Annotated in this window: 21 protein-coding genes; 10 read left to right on the top strand and 11 right to left on the bottom strand. The window is 60.0% G+C overall.

All coding sequences use genetic code 11. From position 1 onward, the window contains the following. Nucleotides 1-5: 5 nt before the first annotated feature. The 3 genes from D3Z90_RS05560 to D3Z90_RS05550 are packed head-to-tail and all read right to left on the bottom strand — an operon-like array spanning nucleotide 6 to nucleotide 1,993. On the bottom strand, nucleotides 6-623 hold the full coding sequence (locus D3Z90_RS05560) for a TPM domain-containing protein (protein ID WP_136474793.1): 618 nt from the start codon (nucleotides 621-623) through the stop codon (nucleotides 6-8). A 27-nt stretch (nucleotides 624-650) separates the two neighbouring features. Beyond that, nucleotides 651-1,391 carry a YgcG family protein gene (locus D3Z90_RS05555; protein WP_136474792.1) on the bottom strand — a complete coding sequence of 247 codons (741 nt, stop codon included), beginning with the start codon at nucleotides 1,389-1,391 and terminating at the stop codon, nucleotides 651-653. After that, nucleotides 1,391-1,993, bottom strand: a complete 603-nt coding sequence (locus D3Z90_RS05550; RefSeq protein ID WP_136474791.1) for a LemA family protein — start codon at nucleotides 1,991-1,993, stop codon at nucleotides 1,391-1,393. Before D3Z90_RS05550 ends, D3Z90_RS05555 begins: the two co-directional genes overlap by 1 nt. A gap of 183 nt (nucleotides 1,994-2,176) precedes the next feature. Here D3Z90_RS05550 and bglX point away from each other — a divergent pair, with 183 nt between their 5' ends. The 6 genes from bglX to D3Z90_RS05520 all read left to right on the top strand — a co-directional run bounded on the left by bglX (nucleotide 2,177) and on the right by D3Z90_RS05520 (nucleotide 10,377). Continuing rightward, nucleotides 2,177-4,468, top strand: coding sequence for a beta-glucosidase BglX (gene bglX / locus D3Z90_RS05545; protein ID WP_136474790.1), 2,292 nt, complete (start codon nucleotides 2,177-2,179; stop codon nucleotides 4,466-4,468). Nucleotides 4,469-4,528: 60 nt separating this feature from the next. Further along, on the top strand, nucleotides 4,529-6,280 hold the full coding sequence (locus tag D3Z90_RS05540) for an ATP-binding protein (RefSeq protein ID WP_136474789.1): 1,752 nt from the start codon (nucleotides 4,529-4,531) through the stop codon (nucleotides 6,278-6,280). Further along, nucleotides 6,280-7,605 (top strand): sigma-54 dependent transcriptional regulator, encoded by a 1,326-nt coding sequence (locus D3Z90_RS05535; protein WP_136474788.1) that lies wholly within the window; start codon nucleotides 6,280-6,282, stop codon nucleotides 7,603-7,605. Before D3Z90_RS05540 ends, D3Z90_RS05535 begins: the two co-directional genes overlap by 1 nt. Before the next feature lie 178 nt (nucleotides 7,606-7,783). Beyond that, nucleotides 7,784-9,103 carry an MFS transporter gene (locus D3Z90_RS05530; RefSeq protein WP_136474787.1) on the top strand — a complete coding sequence of 440 codons (1,320 nt, stop codon included), beginning with the start codon at nucleotides 7,784-7,786 and terminating at the stop codon, nucleotides 9,101-9,103. Nucleotides 9,104-9,365: 262 nt separating this feature from the next. Next, nucleotides 9,366-9,653 carry a hypothetical protein gene (locus D3Z90_RS05525; protein WP_136474786.1) on the top strand — a complete coding sequence of 96 codons (288 nt, stop codon included), beginning with the start codon at nucleotides 9,366-9,368 and terminating at the stop codon, nucleotides 9,651-9,653. A gap of 112 nt (nucleotides 9,654-9,765) precedes the next feature. Beyond that, nucleotides 9,766-10,377 (top strand): flavin reductase family protein, encoded by a 612-nt coding sequence (locus D3Z90_RS05520; RefSeq protein ID WP_136474785.1) that lies wholly within the window; start codon nucleotides 9,766-9,768, stop codon nucleotides 10,375-10,377. Nucleotide 10,378: 1 nt separating this feature from the next. On the opposite strand, the gene D3Z90_RS05515 is transcribed toward D3Z90_RS05520, so the two are convergent. Both D3Z90_RS05515 and D3Z90_RS05510 read right to left on the bottom strand, forming a co-directional pair. Further along, the gene (locus tag D3Z90_RS05515; protein WP_136474784.1) at nucleotides 10,379-10,609 is read right to left on the bottom strand and encodes a hypothetical protein; all 231 of its coding nucleotides are present in this window, start codon (nucleotides 10,607-10,609) and stop codon (nucleotides 10,379-10,381) included. Between the two features lie 38 nt (nucleotides 10,610-10,647). Continuing rightward, the gene (locus D3Z90_RS05510; protein ID WP_136474783.1) at nucleotides 10,648-10,956 is read right to left on the bottom strand and encodes an antibiotic biosynthesis monooxygenase family protein; all 309 of its coding nucleotides are present in this window, start codon (nucleotides 10,954-10,956) and stop codon (nucleotides 10,648-10,650) included. 202 nt (nucleotides 10,957-11,158) lie between these two features. Here D3Z90_RS05510 and D3Z90_RS05505 point away from each other — a divergent pair, with 202 nt between their 5' ends. Next, nucleotides 11,159-12,088 (top strand): AraC family transcriptional regulator, encoded by a 930-nt coding sequence (locus D3Z90_RS05505; protein WP_136474782.1) that lies wholly within the window; start codon nucleotides 11,159-11,161, stop codon nucleotides 12,086-12,088. Nucleotides 12,089-12,677: 589 nt separating this feature from the next. Here the strand turns inward: D3Z90_RS05505 and D3Z90_RS05500 are convergent. After that, nucleotides 12,678-14,117, bottom strand: a complete 1,440-nt coding sequence (locus D3Z90_RS05500) for an aldehyde dehydrogenase family protein (RefSeq protein ID WP_136474781.1) — start codon at nucleotides 14,115-14,117, stop codon at nucleotides 12,678-12,680. Beyond that, nucleotides 14,114-15,751 carry a 5-guanidino-2-oxopentanoate decarboxylase gene (locus D3Z90_RS05495; RefSeq protein WP_136474780.1) on the bottom strand — a complete coding sequence of 546 codons (1,638 nt, stop codon included), beginning with the start codon at nucleotides 15,749-15,751 and terminating at the stop codon, nucleotides 14,114-14,116. Before D3Z90_RS05495 ends, D3Z90_RS05500 begins: the two co-directional genes overlap by 4 nt. A gap of 114 nt (nucleotides 15,752-15,865) precedes the next feature. Here D3Z90_RS05495 and D3Z90_RS05490 point away from each other — a divergent pair, with 114 nt between their 5' ends. Beyond that, on the top strand, nucleotides 15,866-16,753 hold the full coding sequence (locus D3Z90_RS05490) for a LysR substrate-binding domain-containing protein (protein ID WP_136474779.1): 888 nt from the start codon (nucleotides 15,866-15,868) through the stop codon (nucleotides 16,751-16,753). Here D3Z90_RS05490 and D3Z90_RS05485 read toward each other — a convergent pair. Further along, entirely contained in the window at nucleotides 16,747-17,361 is a 615-nt protein-coding gene (locus D3Z90_RS05485) for an NAD(P)-dependent oxidoreductase (protein ID WP_136474778.1), read from the bottom strand. The genes D3Z90_RS05490 and D3Z90_RS05485 overlap by 7 nt on opposite strands. 30 nt (nucleotides 17,362-17,391) lie before the next feature. Further along, nucleotides 17,392-18,276 carry an MBL fold metallo-hydrolase gene (locus D3Z90_RS05480; RefSeq protein ID WP_136474777.1) on the bottom strand — a complete coding sequence of 295 codons (885 nt, stop codon included), beginning with the start codon at nucleotides 18,274-18,276 and terminating at the stop codon, nucleotides 17,392-17,394. 106 nt (nucleotides 18,277-18,382) lie between these two features. Between D3Z90_RS05480 and D3Z90_RS05475 the strand changes: the two genes are divergently transcribed. Beyond that, a complete protein-coding gene (locus tag D3Z90_RS05475; RefSeq protein ID WP_136474776.1) occupies nucleotides 18,383-19,291 on the top strand; it encodes a LysR family transcriptional regulator in 909 nt (302 codons plus the stop codon). A 131-nt stretch (nucleotides 19,292-19,422) separates the two neighbouring features. On the opposite strand, the gene D3Z90_RS26750 is transcribed toward D3Z90_RS05475, so the two are convergent. Then, the gene (locus D3Z90_RS26750) at nucleotides 19,423-19,566 is read right to left on the bottom strand and encodes a hypothetical protein (RefSeq protein WP_168198437.1); all 144 of its coding nucleotides are present in this window, start codon (nucleotides 19,564-19,566) and stop codon (nucleotides 19,423-19,425) included. Between the two features lie 100 nt (nucleotides 19,567-19,666). Between D3Z90_RS26750 and D3Z90_RS05470 the strand changes: the two genes are divergently transcribed. Next, entirely contained in the window at nucleotides 19,667-21,124 is a 1,458-nt protein-coding gene (locus D3Z90_RS05470) for an MDR family MFS transporter (RefSeq protein WP_256658326.1), read from the top strand. 49 nt (nucleotides 21,125-21,173) lie between these two features. Here the strand turns inward: D3Z90_RS05470 and D3Z90_RS05465 are convergent, their stop codons facing one another. After that, the gene (locus tag D3Z90_RS05465) at nucleotides 21,174-21,806 is read right to left on the bottom strand and encodes a TetR family transcriptional regulator (protein WP_136474775.1); all 633 of its coding nucleotides are present in this window, start codon (nucleotides 21,804-21,806) and stop codon (nucleotides 21,174-21,176) included. Nucleotides 21,807-21,895 lie beyond the last annotated feature (89 nt).

The following is a 21,895-nucleotide window of genomic DNA, read 5'->3' as shown; positions in this document are numbered from 1 at the left end:
ACAGATCACCCGAGCACGACCAAGCGGTTTGGCAGTTCGTTGCGCGCATGGGTCACTGGCACATGGCTGGCCAGCAACTCGCCGCAAGCCTCGATACAGCCGACAAAGCCCTGCACGGTCTGGCCTTGACGAACCTGTTCGGTAAAGCGCTGGACGATGCCCTCCCATACCTGGTTGTCCAAGTGCCTGGAAATGCCTTCATCGACGAGGATTTCCACATAACGCTCGGCCTCACTGACGAATATCAGCACCCCGGTACCACCCACCGTATGGTGCAACTGCTGCTCCAGAAACTGTCGTCTGGCAAGGTTCGAGGCGCGCCAGTGGCGCACCGAACGGGGAATCAATCGGGTCGTCACACCAGGTAGCCGAAACAGCAGACACAAGACAATAAACGTCAGCCATTGCGCGATCAGCAGACCGTTGACGCTCAACCAACCGCCCAGATAATAAACTGCGCCAGGTACCAGCAAGGCCAGCAAGCTGGCCCAGAGCAGCGGAATATAGGCGTAGTCGTCAGCACGGGCTGCCAGGACCGTGACCAGTTCGGCATCGGTATGCCGTTCGACTTGGGCAATCGCTTCGGCTACCTGTCGCTGTTCATGTTCAGTGAGCAATGTCATGCGCGGGCTATCTCTTTGATTACTGTTCTACCAACCACCGGAGGAACCTCCACCACCGAAGCCACCGCCGCCGCCACTGAAGCCCCCTCCACCACCACGTCCACCACCAAAACCGCCGTAGCCGCCACCAAAACCACCGCCCATACCGCCACGGCCACCGCGCCCGCCACCGCCCAGCCCCAAGGACTGCGCGGCAAAGACCAGGATAATCATCAGCACGAACAAGCCAACGGCCCAGGCCGGCGCTTGCTCCTCAGCGCTACCTTGAGCGCGCGACGGTTCGGCCAAAGGGTTGCCACCCAACACCTGGAGAATCGCAGCTGTGCCCTGGACAATGCCCAGGCTGAACTCGCCACGGCGAAACGCTGGCGTGATGATGCCGTTGATAATCACCGAAGCCTGGGCATCGGTCAGACGCTCCTCAAGACCGTAGCCAACTTCGATGCGCAGCTTGCGCTGCGCCGGGGCGACGATCAACAGGGCGCCGTTGTCCTTGCCCTTCTGGCCGATGCCCCAATGGCGTCCGAGCTGGTAGCCGAAATCCTCGATGGGCAACCCTTGCAGATCCTTGACAGTGACAACCACCACCTGCTCGCCAGTCGCCTGTTCGTGGGCAGTGAGCATCCGTTCGAGCTGCGCGCGGCTGCCGCCATCGAGCAAGCCGGCGTTGTCCACAACACGGCCCGTCAAGGCCGGAAAACTTGGCTCGGCGCGCAACGGCGTGACAATCAGCAGCGCCAGCAGCAGCCCCCATTGCAGCAGACGCATCAGAATTTCACTTCAGGTGCTTTGTCGGCATCAGTGGCGGTGGCTTCGAAGTTCTCTCGCAGCGGCAGGCTGCTGTACATCACACTGTGCCACAGGCGCCCGGGAAAGGTGCGGATCTCGGTGTTATAGCGCTGCACCGCGGCAATGAAATCCTTGCGCGCGACGGCAATGCGGTTTTCCGTGCCTTCAAGCTGCGACTGCAGGGCCAGAAAGTTCTGGTTCGATTTCAGGTCCGGATAGCGTTCCGACACCACCATCAAGCGGCTGAGCGCACCGGTCAGTTGCGCCTGTGCCTGCTGGAATTGTTGCAGCTTCTGCGGATCGTCCAAGGTGCTGGCATCAACCTGGATCGAAGTGGCCTTGGCACGCGCTTCGATGACCGCGGTCAGGGTTTCCTGTTCCTGCTTGGCATAGCCTTTGACGGTTTCCACCAGATTGGGGATCAGGTCCGCGCGGCGCTGGTACTGGTTCTGCACCTGGGCCCAGGCAGCCTTTACCTGCTCGTCATAGTTGGGAATGTTGTTGATCCCGCAACCGGCCAGAATGCTGCTGAGTACCAGCAACAGCCATACCTTTGCGCCCTTGAACTGTATTGCCTGCATAGTTGCCTTACTCCTTGATCAGCGTGTACGTGTGTACTTGAGGCATAATCGATCACCGCCGCTGGATCGTGACGGCCCAATCGGCTAAAAGATGCCCAGCAAACTACAACAATAGCCGCTTCCCCAACTTCGGCTGGGCAGTATCACCGTGAATACTGCCATGAGCCTTGAGAAAAGAACTTAATGAATAAGCTGTGTTTGCTGGGCCTCCTTGTCAGCCTGGCCAGTCAGTCGGCCCTTGCCGACACATCTGCCGATCCGCTGAAGAACAAACAAGTATTCATCGCCGACCTCATGGGCCAGATGACCCTGGACGAGAAGATCGGCCAATTACGCTTGATCAGCATCGGCCCGGAGATGCCCCGGGAAATGATCCGCAAGGAAATCGCCGCAGGCCGCATTGGCGGAACCTTCAACTCGATCACCCGTGCCGAGAACCGTCCGATGCAGGACGCGGCAGGTCGCAGCCGCCTGAAGATCCCGATGTTCTTCGCCTATGACGTGATCCATGGCCATCGCACGATTTTCCCGATCAGCCTGGCCCTGGCGTCGAGCTGGGACATGGATGCAATCGCCAAGGTTGGCCGGGTTTCCGCCCTTGAAGCCGCCTCCGACGGTATCGACATGACCTTCGCGCCCATGGTCGATATCGCCCGCGACCCGCGCTGGGGCCGCACCAGTGAAGGTTTTGGCGAAGACACTTATCTGGTCTCACGCATTTCCAAGGTAATGGTCGAGTCATTCCAGGGCAAGAGCCCGGCCGAGCCCACCAGCCTGATGGCTGCCGTCAAGCATTTTGCCCTGTACGGCGCGGTGGAAGGCGGACGCGACTACAACACCGTCGACATGAGCCCGACGAAGATGTTCAACGAATACCTGCCGCCTTACCGCGCCGCCATCGATGCAGGCGCTGGCGGGGTGATGGTTGCCCTGAACTCGATCAACGGCGTACCAGCCACCTCCAATACCTGGCTGATGCAGGACCTGCTGCGCAAGGACTGGGGATTTAAAGGCGTAACCGTCAGTGACCACGGAGCCATCACCGAACTGGTTCGCCACGGCGTGGCCAGCGATGGCCGTGAGGCTGCAAAGCTTGCGATCAAGGCCGGCATCGACCTGAGCATGAACGACTCGTTGTACGGCGAGGAACTGGCCAGCCTGCTCAAGGCGGGTGAAATCGATCAGGCCGACATCGACAATGCCGTGCGTGAAGTACTGGGCGCCAAATATGACATGGGCCTGTTCGCCGACCCTTACCGACGCATTGGCAAGGCCAGTGAAGACCCGGCCGACACCTACGCCGACAACCGCCTGCACCGCGCCGAAGCGCGTGATGTAGCACGTCGCAGCCTGGTGTTGCTGGAAAACCACGAGCAAACCTTGCCACTGAAAAAAGCTGGCACCATTGCCCTGGTCGGTCCGCTGGCGGACGCGCCCATCGACATGATGGGCAGTTGGGCCGCAGCCGGTCGCCCGCATCAGTCGGTGACGGTGCGCGAAGGCATGCGTCAGGTGCTCGGTGACAAAGCCAAGGTGATCTACGCCAAAGGCTCCAACATCACCCACGACAAAGCCATTCTCGACTACCTGAACTTCCTCAACTTCGATGCTCCGGAAATCGTCGACGACCCACGTCCGGCCGCCGTGCTGATCGACGAGGCCGTCAAGGCAGCCAAACAGTCCGATGTCGTGGTGGCCGTGGTCGGTGAGTCCCGTGGCATGTCCCACGAGTCGTCGAGCCGTACCACGCTGGAAATTCCCGCGGCTCAGCGCGAGCTGATCAAGGCCCTTAAAGCCACCGGCAAGCCTCTGGTACTGGTGCTGATGAACGGCCGCCCACTGTCGCTGGCCTGGGAACGTGAACAGGCCGATGCCATTCTCGAAACCTGGTTCAGCGGCACCGAAGGTGGCAACGCAATTGCCGACGTTCTGTTCGGTGACTACAACCCGTCGGGCAAGTTGGCGATTACCTTCCCGCGCTCTGTCGGCCAGATCCCGATGTACTACAACCATCTGAGCATCGGTCGGCCGTTTACCCCGGGCAAGCCTGGTAACTACACCTCGCAGTACTTCGAAGAACCCAATGGTCCGCTTTACCCTTTCGGCTACGGCCTGAGCTACAGCGACTTCAGCCTGTCGGCGCTGACGCTGTCGAGCAAGACCCTGGAAAAGGGTCAGTCCCTCGAAGCCAGCATACGTGTGAAAAACACCGGCAAGCGTGACGGCGAAACCGTGGTGCAGTTGTATGTGCAAGACGTTGCCGCGTCCATGAGCCGCCCGGTGAAGGAGTTGAAGAACTTCCAGAAGCTCATGCTCAAAGCAGGTGAAGAACGTACTGTACGCTTCCAGATCAGCGAACAAGACCTCAAGTTCTACAACAGCCAACTGCAATGGGCAGCGGAACCCGGCGATTTCAATGTCCAGGTCGGCCTGGACTCGCAAACCGTACAGCAGCAGCGTTTCAAACTGCTGTAAGCCGCCGCCAAGCACCAAGGGAAGGCCAGGAGGCCTTCTCAATCTGCCGGGATTCGCACCATGCCCTACTCGTACCGCGCCCTGCGTTTGGGCCTGATCGTTTTTTTCATCCTTGCCGGCATGCTCCTCACTGCAGGCTGGGCGATGCACCATGCCAAGCGTCAGTCGATGGTCGAAGATGCCGGGCGCGCCAGCCAGCAATTGGGCTTGTACGCCACGTCGCTGCATACCTTGATCGAACGCTACCGTGCCCTGCCCGCAGTCCTCGCCCTTGACCCGGAATTGATCAACGCACTCGCAGGCCCGGTCAACGAACAGGTTCAGGATGCCCTCAATCGCAAGCTTGAACGCATCAATGGCGCCGCCAACTCCTCGACCCTGGAGTTGCTCGACCGAACCGGCCTTGCCGTGGCTGCCAGCAACTGGCGCTTGCCCAGCACCTACGTCGGCTCCAATTACGGTTTTCGTCCGTACTTCCAACAAACCCGTAGCCACGGCAGTGGACGTTTCTATGCCATTGGCGTGACCAGCGGCGTCCCCGGTTATTTCCTTTCCAGCGCGGTGCAGGATGAAAACAAGCGTTTTCTCGGCGCCATGGTGGTGAAACTGGAATTTCCGGAACTGGAACGCGAATGGCGCCAAGGCAACGACATTCTGCTGGTCAGTGATGCTCGCGGGATCATCTTCATTGCCAACCAGGACGGCTGGCGCTACCGCCACCTTGGTCCACTGAGCAGCGCTGACCGTGCCGAACTTGCCGCTACCCGTCAGTACGACAAGCAACAACTGGTGCCGTTGCAGCATCAGGTGCTCAACCGCTTTGGTGACAACAGCCAATTGATGCGGGTCCAGGGTCCTGAAGGCAACACCGAATACATTTGGGAGAGTTTGCCTTTGCAGGCCGAGGGCTGGACCTTGCACCTGCTGCGCAAGCCACAGGTCAGCGACGATGGCCGCAATGCTGCACTCGCTGCTGCAGCGGTGTGGCTGAGCCTGGTATTCGCGCTGCTGTTCATCAGCCAGCGTTTGCGCCTGGCACGCCTGCGCCAGCGCAGCCGTGAAGAACTCAAGCGCCTGGTCGAAGAGCGTACCCGCGAGCTGCGTACAGCCCAAGAGGGGTTGGTGCAATCCGCCAAATTGGCCGCCTTGGGCCAGATGTCGGCGGCCCTGGCGCACGAAATCAATCAACCGCTGACCACTCAACGCATGCAACTGGCCACCCTGCGCCTGCTGCTCGACAACCAGCGTTTCGATGAGGCGCGCCTGGCGCTGGAGCCGCTGGAGCAAATGCTCAAGCGCATGGCTGCACTTACCGGTCACCTGAAAACCTTCGCCCGCAACAGCCCCAGCGGCCTGCGCGAGCGCCTGGACCTGGCCACCGTGGTTGATCAGGCTCTACAGTTGCTGGATGCACGGATTCGCGCCGAACAGGTCGAAGTGGCTCAGTACCTGGCCCGCCCGGCCTGGATACGCGGCGATGCCATTCGTCTGGAGCAAGTACTGATCAACCTGCTGCGCAATGCCCTGGACGCCATGGCCGGTAAAAGCTACAAACGCCTGGAGATCCGTATCGAAGCCGTGGCCGAACATTGGCGACTGAGCGTGCTCGACAGTGGCGGGGGTATATCCGCCGAGCACCTGAGCAGTGTCTTCGACCCGTTTTTCACCACCAAACCTGTGGGTGACGGACTGGGCCTGGGCCTGGCGATTTCCTATGGCATCATTCATGAGGCCGGCGGCCGCCTGGAGGTAGACAATCAACCTGGCGGCGCCTGTTTCAGTTTTACTCTGCCTTACGATCTGGAGCCTTGATGTTCAATTCGGTAATGGTTGTCGATGATGAAGCCAGTATCCGCACTGCAGTCGAGCAGTGGCTGAGTCTGTCCGGTTTCGACGTACAACTGTTCAGCCGCGCCGACGACTGCCTGAAGCAACTGCCCGAACACTTTCCAGGGGTGATTCTCAGTGATGTGCGCATGCCTGGAATGGACGGCCTGCAATTGCTCGATCAGCTTCAGGCACGTGATGCCGACCTGCCAGTGATCCTTTTGACCGGGCACGGCGATGTGCCCATGGCGGTCGAGGCCATCCGCAATGGCGCTTACGATTTTCTGGAAAAGCCGTTCAGTCCGGAAAGCCTGTTGGGCAGCCTGCGCCGGGCGTTGGAGAAACGCCAATTGGTCCTGGAGAATCGCCGCCTGCATGAACAGGCCGACCTCAAGGCACGTCTTGAGCTTAACCTTCTGGGAATGTCGCACGGCATGCAGCAGTTGCGCAGACAAGTGCTGGACCTGGCCAGTCTGCCAGTCAACGTACTGATTCGTGGCGAAACCGGTAGTGGCAAGGAGCAGGTCGCGCGCTGTCTGCACGACTTCGGCCCGCGAGCCGACAAACCGTTCGTCGCACTCAACTGCGCCGCCATTCCCGAAGCATTGTTCGAGGCTGAACTGTTCGGGCATGAAAGCGGTGCCTTCACCGGAGCGCAGGGCAAGCGCATCGGCAAGCTGGAATATGCCAATGGCGGCACGGTGTTTCTCGACGAAATCGAGAGCATGCCTCTGGCCCAGCAAGCCAAGCTGTTGCGTGTACTGCAAGAGCAGAAGCTGGAACGCTTGGGCGCCAACCAGAGCATCACTGTCGACTTGCGCATCATCGCCGCGACAAAGCCGGACCTGCTCGAAGAAGCGCGCGCCGGACGTTTTCGCGAGGACCTGGCGTACCGTCTGAATGTGGCGGAACTGCGCCTGGCACCGCTACGCGAGCGGCGCGAAGACATCCCCCTGCTGTTCGAGCACTTTGCCCGTCTGGCCGGCGAGCGCATGGGCCGCAGTGCGCCAGCCTTGAGCGGCGCTCATTTGGGCCAACTGCTCAGCCACGCCTGGCCCGGCAACGTTCGCGAACTGGCCAACGCTGCCGAGCGTCATGCCCTTGGTCTGGGTGAACCAGACATTGCCGCGGTCGAATCCGGGCAGTCACTCGCGGCCCAGCAGGAAGCGTTCGAGGCGCAGTGCCTGCGTGCAGCCCTGAGCCGGCACAAAGGCGAGATCAAAGCGGTCATGGAAGAGCTGCAACTGCCGCGCCGCACGCTTAACGAAAAGATGCAGCGTCATGGCTTGATGCGCGAAGACTTCCTTTAGACAGCCCCCGATAAGCGGAATCTTGCCTAGCACCAAGGCTGACATGGGCGGATTTCCGCTCATCAACACGCTCAAACCCTTCTAGGCCGGCCCTTCAGAACCTGGCACAGCTCCTGCTATAGCCCTGTCAGGTTGCGTTTCGGCGCGCTCCACAAAAATAACGATGAAGGTCCCCTAGATGGATAACTCCACCACCCTGCCAGCCGGGGCGGCCATTGCGCCCGCCACGGAAAAAACTACCCGCAGTCGCCTGAAATCCATTTTCAGTGGTTCGATCGGCAACATGGTCGAATGGTACGACTGGTACGTCTACGCCGCGTTTTCCCTGTACTTCGCCAAAGCCTTCTTCCCTGCCGGGGACTCTACCGCCCAGCTTCTCAATACCGCCGCAATCTTCGCGGTCGGCTTTTTGATGCGCCCAATCGGCGGTTGGCTGATGGGCATCTACGCCGACCGCAAGGGACGCAAGGCCGCACTGATGGCCTCGGTATTGCTGATGTGCGCAGGCTCGCTGGTAATCGCCCTGACGCCTGGTTACGAAACCATCGGTGTAGCCGCCCCAGTCCTGCTGGTGGTAGCGCGCTTGATGCAGGGCTTGTCAGTGGGTGGCGAATACGGCACCTCGGCCACCTACCTCAGTGAGATGGCGACCAAAGATCGTCGTGGCTTCTTCTCCAGCTTCCAGTACGTCACCTTGATCTCGGGCCAGCTCATCGCTCTGGCGGTGCTGATCGTCCTGCAGCAAACGCTGACCACCGAGCAACTGTATGCCTGGGGCTGGCGTGTACCGTTCGTGATCGGCGCCCTGTGCGCGGTCGTGGCCCTGTACCTGCGTCGTGGCATGGAAGAAACCGCCTCCTTCACCAAGAAGGAAAAGTCCAAGGAAAGCCTGATGCGCACATTGATGCGTCATCCGAAGGAACTGGCCACCGTGGTCGGCCTGACCATGGGCGGTACTCTGGCCTTCTACACCTACACCACCTACATGCAGAAGTACCTGGTGAATACGGTGGGCATGAGCATCTCCGACTCCACCACCATCTCGGCCGCCACACTGTTCCTGTTCATGTGCCTGCAACCGATCGTTGGCAGCCTGTCCGACAAAATCGGTCGTCGTCCGATCCTGATCGCCTTCGGTGTACTGGGCACCCTGTGCACTGTGCCGATCCTGACCACGCTGCACACCATCCAGACTTGGTGGGGCGCGTTCTTCCTGATCATGGCAGCACTGATCATCGTCAGTGGCTACACCTCGATCAACGCGGTGGTCAAAGCTGAACTATTCCCAACCGAAATCCGCGCCCTGGGTGTCGGCCTGCCTTACGCACTGACCGTGTCGATCTTCGGCGGCACCGCTGAATACATCGCACTGTGGTTCAAGGCCCAGGGCATGGAGTCCGGTTTCTACTGGTACGTGACCGCTTGTATCGCCTGTTCGTTGCTGGTGTACGTGTTCATGAAAGACACCCGCAAGCATTCGCGGATCACCACCGACTGAGGCTTGGCCTGATGCAGCGCGAAGGGGCGTCCAGCAGTGGACGCCCCTTTTTTATGTTTAACGCCGCATTAATCCGCGGTTGAGAGGGTGTTCATCACCGGCGCCACCATCCCACTCATTGAGTTAGAGAGATGTAACGTCGCCATACACATCGAATAACTTGATTTTTTAGCGCTATTTTTTGCGCTTTTTAATCAATTTAATCAGCGTAGCATTGAACACATAGAAACAAACAACCTCTCACCACCTCGGAGCAACGACCATGAAAACCAAACTGATCCTCACCCTGGCCTTCTCGGTACTGGCTGCCAACGCTTTTGCAGAAGACGGTTTTGATCGCACCAATGGCCACAACTTCAGTGCGGTACAAACCCAGTCGGCGGGATACGCAGAAGACGGATTCGATCGTACCGGCGCAGCCAAATTCGCCGAAGACGGCTTTGATCGCACCGGTGCTGCCAAGTTTGCCGAAGATGGTTTTGACCGTACTGGCGCGGCCAGATTTGCCGAAGACGGCTTTGATCGCACCCAGGCTCACCGCATCAGCTAACCCTGATGCGCTGCAATCAGCCCGGCTTCGGCCGGGCTTAATCGTTTTCAGTCGGACAAAGCCTTGGCACACTAGACGCTTTCACCAAGGGAAGGCCGCAAGGCCAGCGCAGATGTACTACTACGAACCCGCAAACGGCCACGGCCTGCCTCACGATCCGTTCAACGCCATCGTCGGCCCCCGCCCCATCGGCTGGATTTCATCCCAGGATGAGCAAGGTCGCTTGAACCTGGCGCCGTACAGCTTCTTCAATGCCTTCAACTACATTCCGCCCATCATCGGTTTCTCCAGTGTCGGGCGCAAAGACAGCCTGAACAATATCGAGAAAACCGGCGAATTCGCCTGGAACCTGGCGACGCGACCACTGGCCGAAGCCATGAACCAGAGCTGTGCGGCGGTGGCGGCCGACGTCGATGAGTTTGCCTTGAGCGGCCTTACACCGGTTGCCTCGAAGGTCATCGCTGTACCGCGGGTACAGGAAAGTCCGGTGTCCTTCGAATGCAAGGTGACACAGATCATTCAGCTGCAGCGAGCAGACCAGATGCTGGTGCCCAGTTGGTTGATTCTGGGCGAAGTGGTGGCGGTGCATATTGCCGAACACCTGCTCAAGGACGGCATCTACGACACCGCTGCCGCCGAGCCAATCCTGCGTGGAGGTGGCCCTGCTGATTACTTCGAGTTGGGTAACTTGTTCAAGATGGCCCGCCCGCAGGTCAACGGCTGAGTTACCAGACCAGATCGGCGTCGTCACTGACGTCTTGCAGGCGTTCAAGCTCGGAGCAGGCAGCCTCGTCAGCGGCCATGGCTGTCTTGAACGTCTGCCCTTCGAGCACTTTATGAAACCGCGGCGCCCCCGTGGCGCCCAGGCCTTTCACGGCGATCGCAGCGCAGTACCCCTCATCGCCGCGAACAGCTGCCGATACTGCTTCGAACTGCGCAAACTCTTTACGTGCCATGTGTTTCACATCCACATCGATTACTTGAAAGCGTCATTCTAACCCGCAGACGGTTCCCCAAAGGTATGCAGGTCCAGACTGGCGACCACCTGGGCTTGAACCAGTTCACCAAACAGGTCCAATGTGGGCGAAGCAAAATAGCCGCTCATCGCCTGCTGATCACGCCACAGGCCGCTGAGCAACCACAGATCAGCGTCCGCTTGTGACTGTTGCAGGTTGAAGTGCAGGCAGCCAGGGCACTCCCGGGACGGTTCGAGCAATTGGCGCAAGCGCTCGCCCAGTTCCACGGAGCGACCGCTGCTGGCACGGATAAAAGCAAGATGGGTGACCGGTTGCGGCAAGGTCATGGGTATTTCTCCTAGAGCAGCCCGTTGTTACTGTCAGGCTGCCAAGACTAGGAGATGCATCGCGTGCGCCGTTAGGCCATTCCTGTCACCGGCTTGCCTGATCCTGCGCGCGGCAGGATCAGGCAAGCCAACGACAGCATTCGGCTAGCGTCGCTGCTTGCACATACCTATGCTGCTCAAGTCCTTTTCTGGAAGTACCGCGATGTCTACACCTGCCTCTGATCGCCCAATACTCGATCCGGCCCTGGAACTACAGCGCCAGGAACTGGCGGACCTGGTTCGCCGTCATGCGCCGCGCAGCGTCAGTGGTGAATCGGCCATCGAAGACTTGTTCCTGGTGCAATACGAAGAAAGCGTACGCTCCATGCCGACCCTGGCGCAGCCGGCCTTGTGCATTCTTGCCCACGGCAGCAAGGAAATCTGCCTGGGAGACGAGCGCTACCTCTACGATCCGTTGAATTACATGGTGTTGTCGGTGGCACTGCCAATCAGCGGTGTATTGCTGGAGGCCAGCCCCGAGAATCCCAGCCTTGGGGTGCGCATGAACATCGACCCGGCGCAGATCAATAACCTGATTGCCGAGGCCGGCCCCATGGGTGTTCCGGCATTGCCTTCGGGGCGTGGACTGTACGTCGAGCGCACCGATCCATTACTGCTCGATGCCTTGCTGCGCCTGATACGCCTGCTCGATACGCCAAAAGACATACCGGTGTTGGCGCCACTGATCCAGCGGGAAATTCTCTATCGCCTGCTGCGCGGTCCGCAGGGTTATCGCCTGTATGAAATAGCCATGTCCAGCAGCCAGACCCACCGCGTGTGCCAAGCGATTGAATGGCTTAACCAGCACTTCGATCGTCCGCTGCGCATCGATGATCTGGCCCGTGAGGTGAACCTCAGCAGCTCTACCCTGCATCACCGCTTCAAGGCCGTCACCTCCATGAGCCCTCTGCAGTACCAGAAGCAACTGCGCCTGCAGGAGGCTCGTCGGCTGATGCTCAACGACGGCCTGGAAGCGGCGGTGGCCGGGTATCGAGTGGGCTATGAAAGTCCGTCGCAGTTCAGCCGGGAGTACAGCCGCTTGTACGGCGCCCCGCCTGTACGGGATTTGGCGCGTTTGCGAAGTGCACTTTAGGAGTGCAGTGCCCCAGTCGGTGGTAGCCAGCGTCCTGTAGAGACCGGACACATCGCTGACACGTGTGCGCAGACATGGTTGACGCATTATGGGCCGCGGTCAGGTTTATTCACGCCAGTGGATCGGCGTCTGGCTGTATGTGTCATTGACTACACAGTTGGCCGACCGCAGGTGAGCACCGGAATGTGGCTCGAGTGGCGATGGGCATATCCGTTTGATGCAGCGGCGCAACTGGCTGGTTTCGCCTTTACGGCGACCCACTTTTGTCGGGGCAAAAGTGGGCAAAACCCCTTGTCCCTGCATCCGGCCCTACGCTGCGCTTCGGGTTCCCTCATTCCACCCTTGCTCCCGTGGGGACCGCGCCGAAGGGCCGTCCTGGCCCTGCGGCGCTCGCCGGCCATCCATGGCCGTCGCCCCACTACGCAAGGGTTCCATTCGGACTACTGAAGGGACGATTTGTGGCGTCTGCACGATTTGTGTAGGTAGAAGCACAGCAATGGCAATGGCAATGGCAATGGCAATGGCAATGGCAATGGCAATGAACCTGAGTAAAGTTGAAACCGACCTTGCCGGCGATAGGTGGACCGACCTACACCGCTCGGAGCACGTGCTTGATTTCCTGAAAGGCGCTCAATCCCCAAGGCCCAAGCTCCCGCCCGATGCTGCTTTGTTTGTAGCCACCCCAAGCGGTCTGCGGGAATATCACTTGCGGCGCGTTGATCCACACCAAGCCAGCCTCAAGCGCGTTGGCCACCCGCTCGGCAGCGATCAAGTCGCTGCTGACCACACTGGCCACCAGCCCAAACTCGCTGTCGTTGGCCAGTGCCACAGCTTGGGCTTCGTCGGCCACCGAACGTACACAAAGCACCGGACCGAAGATTTCCTCGCACCACAGCGCACTGTCCAAGGGCACATCGGTGAACACGGTGGGGCTTATGTAGTACCCGCTCGACAGCGTTGATGGCCGCGCGCCACCGCACAGCAGTCGCGCGCCGGCCTCCAGGCCTGCAGCGATATGTTGCTGCACGCGCCGGTATTGCGCCTGGTTGACCAGTGCACCCATTTCACTTTCGCCCGTGAACGGGTCGCCGACTCGAATGGCCTCTGCCCGACATTTCAGACGAGCGACAAAGTCCGGGTACAAGGCCTCAGCAACCAATACGCGACTGGTGGCCGAACACATTTGCCCGGCATTGAAGAAACCGCCCAAACACGCCAGCTCAACAGCCAGATCAAGATTAGCCGCCTCAAGCACCAGCAACGATGACTTGCCACCCAGTTCCAGGCTAACGCCCTTGACGGTTTCCGCGGCGCGCTGCATCACTTGGACCCCCACCGCATTGCTGCCGGTAAAGGACACCTTGGCGATACGCGGGTCCGCCGCCAAGGCTGCACCGACGTCGACTCCGGTGCCACAGACCAGGTTGAACACGCCAGCAGGCAAGCCTGCCTGGGCAATCACGTTGGCCAGTTCAAGCTCCGCCAACGGCGTAACCTCCGAAGGCTTGAGCACCACGCAGCAGCCAGCCGCCAATGCCGGGGCCAGTTTCCAGGCGGTAGTCACCATGGGGAAGTTCCAGGGCACGATCAAGCCGAGCACACCGCACGGCTCGCGCCGTAACCGCGCAACAAAATCCTCGCTCGGCAGTGCCACTGGGCAGTCCTGCCCGGCATCGAGTTGATCGGCAAGCTCGGCGTAGTAGCGGAACGTTGCAATGACATCGTCGACGTCGATGTGTGCTTCGGCGAGCGGCTTGCCATTGTTGCTGGCCTGGAGGAACACCAGGCGCTCACGACTCGCCTCGACACCCTCGGCAATCGTGCGCAGTACCACCGCACGCTCGCTTGCGCATGTTTTCGACCACTCTGCGAATGCAGCTCGAGCTGCCAGGGTCGCACGCGCTACCGCCGCGCCATCGCCGCCCGCCACTTCAGCCAATTGCTGCTCGTTGCTGGGGTTGATCACCGCCAGCGGCTGGCGCCCAAGCTCCCAGACACCGTTGATGTAGACCCCTGGAGTTTTGATCATGCCGGCACCACCTGCATCCAGCGGTTCTGATCGATTTCGATCAGGCTCGGTCCCTTGCGGTCACTCGCCTGGCGCAACGCCTCACGCAGTTGCTCGACATCGTTCACAGCCTGGGCGGCACAGCCTAGAGCCTTGGCCACACCGATGAAGTCTGGGGTATGAATATCCACGCCCACTGGCTCGATGGCGCGGTTGACCATGTACTTCTTGATTTCCTCGTAGCCCTGGTTGTTCCACAGCAAGACAATCAGCGGCACCTGCGCTTCGGTTGCGCTGGCCAATTCCGGCAAGGTGAACTGCAAACCGCCATCACCGATCAGGCAAATGACTGGCGCCCGGTTCTCAATGGCTTCGGCACTGCCCAGCCACGCGCCCATGGCTGCCGGCAAAGCGTAGCCCAGCGTGCCGTAGCCGGTTGAGGCATTGAACCAGCGCCGTGGATGATCCATGTCCAGGGTCAGGTTTCCGGTGTAGACCGGTTGAGTCGAATCGCCCACCAACACGGCATTGGGCAAGGTTTCGAGCAGGGTCTTGAGCATGCGGGTCTGGCTGTGCATTGGCGCATCCCAATCAGCCAACAGCCGCTCACGCAAACGTGCCGCGCGGCCGGCGCCCCACTGCGCAGCGCGCACCGGCGTCGGCTGATCGGCCAACGCTACGAGTAGCGCCTGGGTAGCGACTGTAGCGTCGGCGACCAACGCAAGCTCTGGCGGGTAGTTGCGTACCGTCTGGTCCGGATCGATGTCGATTCGCAGCAAACGGCCAGGGATCTCGAAGCCACCTTTGAAGGTCACGTCATAGTCGGTTTCGGCGAGCTCGGTGCCAATCGCTAGCACCACATCCGCCTCGGCTACCAACTCACGGGTTGCCACCAGCGACTGGGTCGAACCGATCTGCAGCGGGTGGTTGGAGGGCAGCACACCCTTGGCGTTGATCGTCAGCGCCACCGGCGCCTGCAGATATTCAGCCAGGCGCGTCAGCTCCCCGCTGGCATCGATGGCACCGCCACCGGCAAGAATCAGCGGGCGTCGTGCACTGGCCAAGAGTGTCGCCATCTGCGTCACGGCTGCCGGGGCAGCACCGGCACGGGCGATGTGCACAGGCGTACTGTTCAACAGGTGATCAGCGTCTTCAACCAGGACATCCAATGGAATCTCGATATGCACCGGGCGCGGGCGCCCCCCCTCGAACACCGCAAAGGCACGGGCCAACACCATCGGCAGATCATCGGCACTCATCAAGGTATGCGAAAAGCCCGCAACACCCGCGACCAGACTGCCCTGGGCCGGCAATTCATGCAGCTTGCCGCGCCCGCCTCCCAACTGGTTGCGCGACTGCACGCTGGAAATCACCAGCATCGGAATCGAGTCGGCATAGGCCTGGCCCATCGCGGTGGTGATGTTGGTCATTCCCGGACCGGTAATGATGAAGCAGACACCCGGCTTGCCACGAGTGCGCGCGTAGCCATCAGCCATGAAGCCTGCGCCCTGCTCGTGACGCGGGGTGATGTGTCGGATAGAAGAACGTGCCAGCCCACGGTAGAGCTCCACGGTATGCACGCCGGGAATTCCAAAGACATGGTCCACACCATAGCCTTCAAGGAGTTTTACCAGTACTTCACCGCAAGTCGCCATGTTCGTATGCCTGTTGTTGTGCCGAAAACAGGCTTCATTGGACCGCTGGCTGGCTACCGGCACAATGCAAAAAAGCTCATACTAGCCATGTCCAAAGATCATGGCTGAGTACTGATGAAACGCCTGCCGCCGTTGCCCGCCCTGCATACTTTTCTGGTCACTGCCCAGTGCTGCAACTTCACCCGCGCAGCGCAACTGCTGCACATTACCCAAGGGGCAGTGAGCCGGCAGATCGCAGGCCTGGAAGATCATCTTGGCTACGCCCTGTTCCTGCGCCAGGCCCGAGGCTTGAGCCTGACCCGCGAAGGTCATGACTGGTTGCCACGGGTGCAACAGGTTTTCGCCTTGATCGAAGAAGGTGTTCAGCAAGTGGGGGCACGCAGCACCACCTTGCAGATCAAGGCGCCCACCTGCGTCATGCGCTGGCTGCTGCCGCGCTTGATGGAATGGCAAGCGCTACGCCCGGATGTGCCGGTTGAGCTGACCACCACCGTGCAACATGGTGTGGATTTTCGCCGCGAAGTGTTCGATGCGGCAGTGGTGTACGGCACCGCGCCCAATCATGGCCTGCAAACCCTCAAGCTGTTCGATGAACAACTCACACCTGTGTGCGCGCCGCAATTGCTCGCCGGGCCTTTACCCTTGCAGCAATTGGCGGACCTTGAACACCACATGCTGCTGCACCCGACACGTGACCAGCGTGACTGGCACACTTGGCTCGCAGCAGCAGGTGCAAATCTGTCCCGACAAGGCAAAGTCCAGCATTTCGAAACCTTGGACATGGCCATGTCCATGGCCTCACAGGGGACTGGCGTAGCGATCGGCGATTGGTCGCTGATCGCTGATGATCTGACTTGTGGCCGGCTGGTTACGCCGTTCCCGCTCAAGGTCGCTACCGGTCAGGCCTACTACCTGGTGCGACCACAAGGTTCGACGTCGACAGCCTTGCTGGAACTGCTCGACTGGTTGCGCGAGCAGTCCCAGGCCCGCACGCCTCAGTAACCGACGGTGAAGCGCTGGCGCGAGTGAGCGGACTTTTCCACTTCATCGAGCATGGCGATGGCGTAGTCGGCAAAGCTGATCCAGCTTTTACCGTCGGCAGCGATCAGCAGATGATCCTTGCCGGCACGATAGTGGCCGGTTCGCGCTGCTTCGACGAACTCGGCCGATGGCGAAAGGAACGTCCAGTCCAGCTCTTTTTCCTGACGCAGGGTATCGAGGTAGTGCCCACCGGCCGTGGCTTCGGCCTTGTACGCTTCGGGAAAATCCGGACTGTCGATAACCTTGTGGCCCGAGGGCAGCAACAGGCTACCTGCCCCACCCACTACCAACAGCCGTTTGACCCCGACCTTTTTCACCGGTTCGATAATGGCCTGTGGCTTGATGCCGGAAAAATGCGCAGCACTGAGAACCACGTCCTGGCCAACCAGGGCCCGCTCCAATGCAGCCGCGTCACTGATGTCCAGGGCTAGGGTGGTCACCCCTTCACGCCCCTGCAAGCGGGCCGGATTGCGTGCGATAGCGGTAACGCTATGCCCCCGTCGCAGGGCCTCTTCCAGCAATTGACTACCGGCACGGCCCGTTGCACCAATGATTGCAATCTTGCTCATGGAAAATCTCCAGTCAGAGTTGAATGTCACTTACCACTTCATTTCGCCCTTGGCGACCTTGGCGCCAAGCTCCAACGAACTTTCTTCACCCAGACCCGGGTAGCGTTTTTTCATCGCAGCGATCAGCTCTGCGGCGTTACCGGCCTTGGCGGCTTCCTCATCGAAGGCACGGATGTAGTCAGCGGTAAAGTTCACTGCTTCAAGCGACTTCCCTGGCTGGCCCAAGTAATGACCAGGCACCACGACCTGCGGCTTGAGCATCTGGATGCGCTGAAGTGTGGTAAGCCAATCCTTGTGGGACTGCGCCGATTGGGTGTCAGCCATCCACACATGCAGGTTGTCTGCGACTACGACCCCACCGACCACCGCCTTGATCGAAGGAATCCAGACAAAACTGCGATCCGCTTGCGGGCCATCCAGGCCAAGCACTTGCAAAGGCTGGCCTTCCAACGTCAGCTCATTGCCTTCAAGCACTTGCGGCACGACCAACCGTGCAGGTTTGTCGGTACCCATCTGCGGTCCCCAGTACGCCAGTTTGGCGTCCATGGTGTGTTGGATATGCGCCACAGTGGCCGCGGAAGCGACGACCTTGGCCTGCGGATAGGCATCGGTGAGCGTCTGCAAGCCGAAGTAGTAATCCGGATCACCATGGCTGATATAGATCGTGGTGAGGTTTTTACCACTGGCGCGAAGCTTGGCCAGAACCTGTTCGGCTTGGGCCTTGCCGAACTGGGCATCGACCAGAATAGCGTCATGTTTGGCGCTGACGATTACCGAGCTGACCGGAAACAGTGCACCCGTGCCTGGGTTGTAGACGTCCAGGTGCAGCAGCGGCTCGGCGGCATGGCTCTGGGCCAGGACGCCGAAGGTGACACAGGCCACCAGCAACCCACGCAAGGAGAATGAACGACGCATCGAGGCAGATCCTGTAAGTAAAGGCAGTGGGCAACAGCTTAGTTGCACAAACCAACACAAAAAATGCGATGCTTGGACATAGTTTGTTTCTAAAACCGGGCAAATCATGGATCGTTTGAACGCAATGCGGGTCTTCGTCAGTGTCGTGGATCTGGGCAGCCAATCGGCGGCTGCCGATCACCTGGACCTGTCACGCCCGGTTGTCTCTCGCTACCTGGCAGAGCTTGAGGACTGGGTGGGTGCGCGCTTGATGCAACGCACGACCCGGCGCTTGAGCCTGACTGCCGCCGGCCAGGAAACCTTGCCGCGCTGCCGCCAGATGCTGGAATTGGCTGGCGACCTGCAAGCAGCCGTCAGCACTCCGGACGAAGCGCCACGCGGTGAATTGCGCATCAGCGTCAGCACCTCGTTTGGCCAGGCACAATTGATGGACGCTGTGGCCGAATACGTCAAACGCTATCCAGGCGTAAAGATCGACCTGCAAATGCTCGATCGCACCGTCAATCTGGTGGATGAGCGCATCGATCTGGCGATCCGCACCAGCAACGACCTGGACCCCAACCTGATCGCTCGGCGCCTGACGGTGTGCCGCTCGGTCATCTGCGCATCCCCCGCCTACTTGCGCAGCAACCCCACGCCCTTGCAGGTACAGGATCTGAGTCAGCACAACTGCCTCACCCACTCCTACTTCGGCCGCAGCCTCTGGCACTTCGAAGTACGCGGCGAAGCCGTCGCGGTACCAGTACAGGGTAATATCAGCGCCAATGAAGCGATGACCTTGCAACGTGCGGCACTGGCCGGCGTCGGCATTGCCATGCTGCCCACCTACCAGGCCGCAGCCGCCTTGCGCAGCGGTGAACTGATGCGCCTGCTGCCCCACGCCCGCCCGCGTGAACTCAACCTCAATGCGGTCTACACCTCACGCAAGCACATGCCTGCAACGCTGCGCAGCATGCTCGACTTCCTCGCCGAGCGTTTTACCGCCGAACCACAATGGGACCGAGACCTGCCCTGATACAGGCAGCCCAGGCAAAGCTGGCCTATGCTTTAGGTAGCACTTGTGTGCGGATGAAAAGAGGTGAGCATCATGACCCTCAAGTCCAGAAGATGCGCTGTCATTTGCGCCATCGCCGCGGTGCTGGGGCTCTATGCCGCAGCCGCTTTCAGGGTCGAACAGGCCCGCCACCAGCCGTATTCGGCAGCCAGTTGCAGCCTGGCCCATTGCGTCCCCCACACCGCCACCTTGAGCGCGCTCAGATAGCCCTCGGCACAAAAGGTCAATAGCTGCATGTGCTTCGCGGCAGACGCTTAGCAAGCTATCTAGTACACTGGGTAGCACTTGCTCCCGCAGCTCAAGCCTGGGGGATAACTCTGCCTTTCGAGCTGGCCTGTGACGCAACTCAATACCCCGCAACCGGTCCTGCGCAGCGTGCTGGTAGCGCTGATGCTGGCGATTTTCCTGGGTGCGCTGGACCAGACTATCGTCGCCGTGTCGATGCCGGCGATCTCCGCTCAATTCAATGATGTCAGCCTGCTTGCCTGGGTGATTTCCGGCTATATGGTTGCCATGACCGTGGCTGTGCCGATCTACGGCAAGCTGGGTGATCTATATGGCAGGCGCCGGATGATTCTCACCGGTACCGCGCTGTTTACCCTCGCATCGCTGTTATGTGCCCTGGCCCAGAATATGGAGCAGCTGGTGCTGGCGCGGGTACTCCAGGGTATCGGTGCAGGTGGCATGGTCTCGGTGAGCCAGGCGATCATCGGCGACTTCGTGCCACCCCGAGAACGGGGCCGCTATCAGGGTTACTTCAGCAGCATGTACGCGCTGGCCAGCGTTCTCGGCCCGGTCCTGGGTGGTTATTTGACCGAATATTTGTCGTGGCGCTGGGTATTCTGGTTGAACCTGCCGCTGGGACTGACGGCATGGTGGGTGACCCGCCGCGCGCTGCGAACCCTGGCGGTGCCGCAGCGCCAGGTTCAGGTCGATTACATGGGGGCTGCGTTGCTGATCTTCGGGCTGAGCAGCTTATTACTGGGTATTACTCTGATCGGCCAGGGTCAATCCTGGTACTCACCAGCAGTCAGCGCTCTGTTGCTCTGCGCCCTCATCGGGTTGCTGGTTTTCGTCCTTCATGAGCGCCGCACGCCGGAGCCGCTGCTGCCACTGAAACTGTTCGCCAACCGGGTCGCGACCCTGTGTTGGTGCACCCTCTTCTTCACCAGTTTCCAGGCCATTTCCCTGACGATGTTGATGCCCTTGCGTTATCAGAGCATCACCGGTGCGGGCGCCGACAGCGCCGCATTGCACCTGCTGCCCTTGGCTATCGGCCTGCCAATCGGTGCCTACTGCGGTGGACGCCTGACCAGTTTTACTGGTCGCTACAAACCGCAGATTCTGGGTGGCGCGCTGCTCATGCCGTTTGCCATCGTCGGCATGGCCTTCACTGCACCAGAAGCCGTCTGGCTCAGCGGTCTGTTCATGATACTGACCGGAATTGCATCAGGCCTACAGTTCCCAACCTCGCTGGTTGCGGCTCAAAGCGCAGTAGAACCAAAGGATATTGGCGTAGCGACCAGCACCAGCAACCTGTTCCGCTCCCTGGGGGGAGCAATGGGGGTTGCGTGCATGTCGGCGCTGCTGCTGGCGATGCTGCAACAGGGAGGCCTGAACCTCGCCGGTGACGCACTGCTCGGAAGCCTTAAAACCGCAGGCCCGAGTATGCCCCTGCAGACCGAATTGCTGCTCACATTCCGTCAACTGTTGCTTGGCAATGCGGCAGTCTCCCTACTCGGATTAACCGCCGCGCTAGCTTTGCCTGACAGACAATTACGCGGCCGCATGTAGGGCTTTATGAAGTAGACCGCAACAATTGATCACAAACCTTCACAAAGTCTTATTTGCGCAACGAGGGGCTCAAGCGCAGCATATCCAGCCCGGTATCGACCCATAGCTCGGCGTCACCCAGCAAGTCGAAGCTTTCCGGTAGCAGCAGCCAGCGGCGTATCAAGCCATCTATATAGGCATAGATCGCCAACGCAGCGCGTTCCGGGTTCATATCCGCGGGTAATTGCCCACGCCTGACTGCATTGCCCAGTGATAAGGCGATGTTGGCATGACATTCAAAAGTCGACGTCTGCCGTTGCTGGCGGATTTCGCACATATCATCGGTAAATTCACATTTATGATGGAGAATTTCGTTGATACGGCGAGTTTTCGGGTCGAGCACCATCTGATGCATCAATTGCACGAGAAGCTTGCGCATGCAGCCCAGAGGATCAACCTCATCTTCGCTTTCACTGGCCCGGGCCAAGGCGTCCAGAGGCTCGTGCAGGCTTTCGAGCATAGCTTCGACCAGTTCTGCCTTGTCGTTGAAATGCCAATAGATAGCACCGCGCGTCACCCCAGCCAACTTGGCGATGTCGGCGAGTGTGGTACGCGCTACCCCGCGCTTGTAGAAGGCTTTTTCCGCAGCTTCGAGAATTTGCGCGCGGGTTTCCTGAGCTTCCTCTTTGGTTCGACGGACCATGGCATCACCACCTCATCAAGACCCAGATACGTCTGCAGGAACCTGGGAGCTGCGCCGGATCAACCTCTGTTGGGCGTTACCGGAGTATT

The sequence above is a fragment of the Pseudomonas sp. DG56-2 genome, from assembly GCF_004803755.1.
In the GTDB taxonomy this organism is placed as follows: Bacteria; Pseudomonadota; Gammaproteobacteria; order Pseudomonadales; family Pseudomonadaceae; genus Aquipseudomonas; species Aquipseudomonas auratipiscis.
Note: the sequence above shows the minus strand (reverse complement) of the source record. Positions and strands in the feature narration are given on the sequence as shown.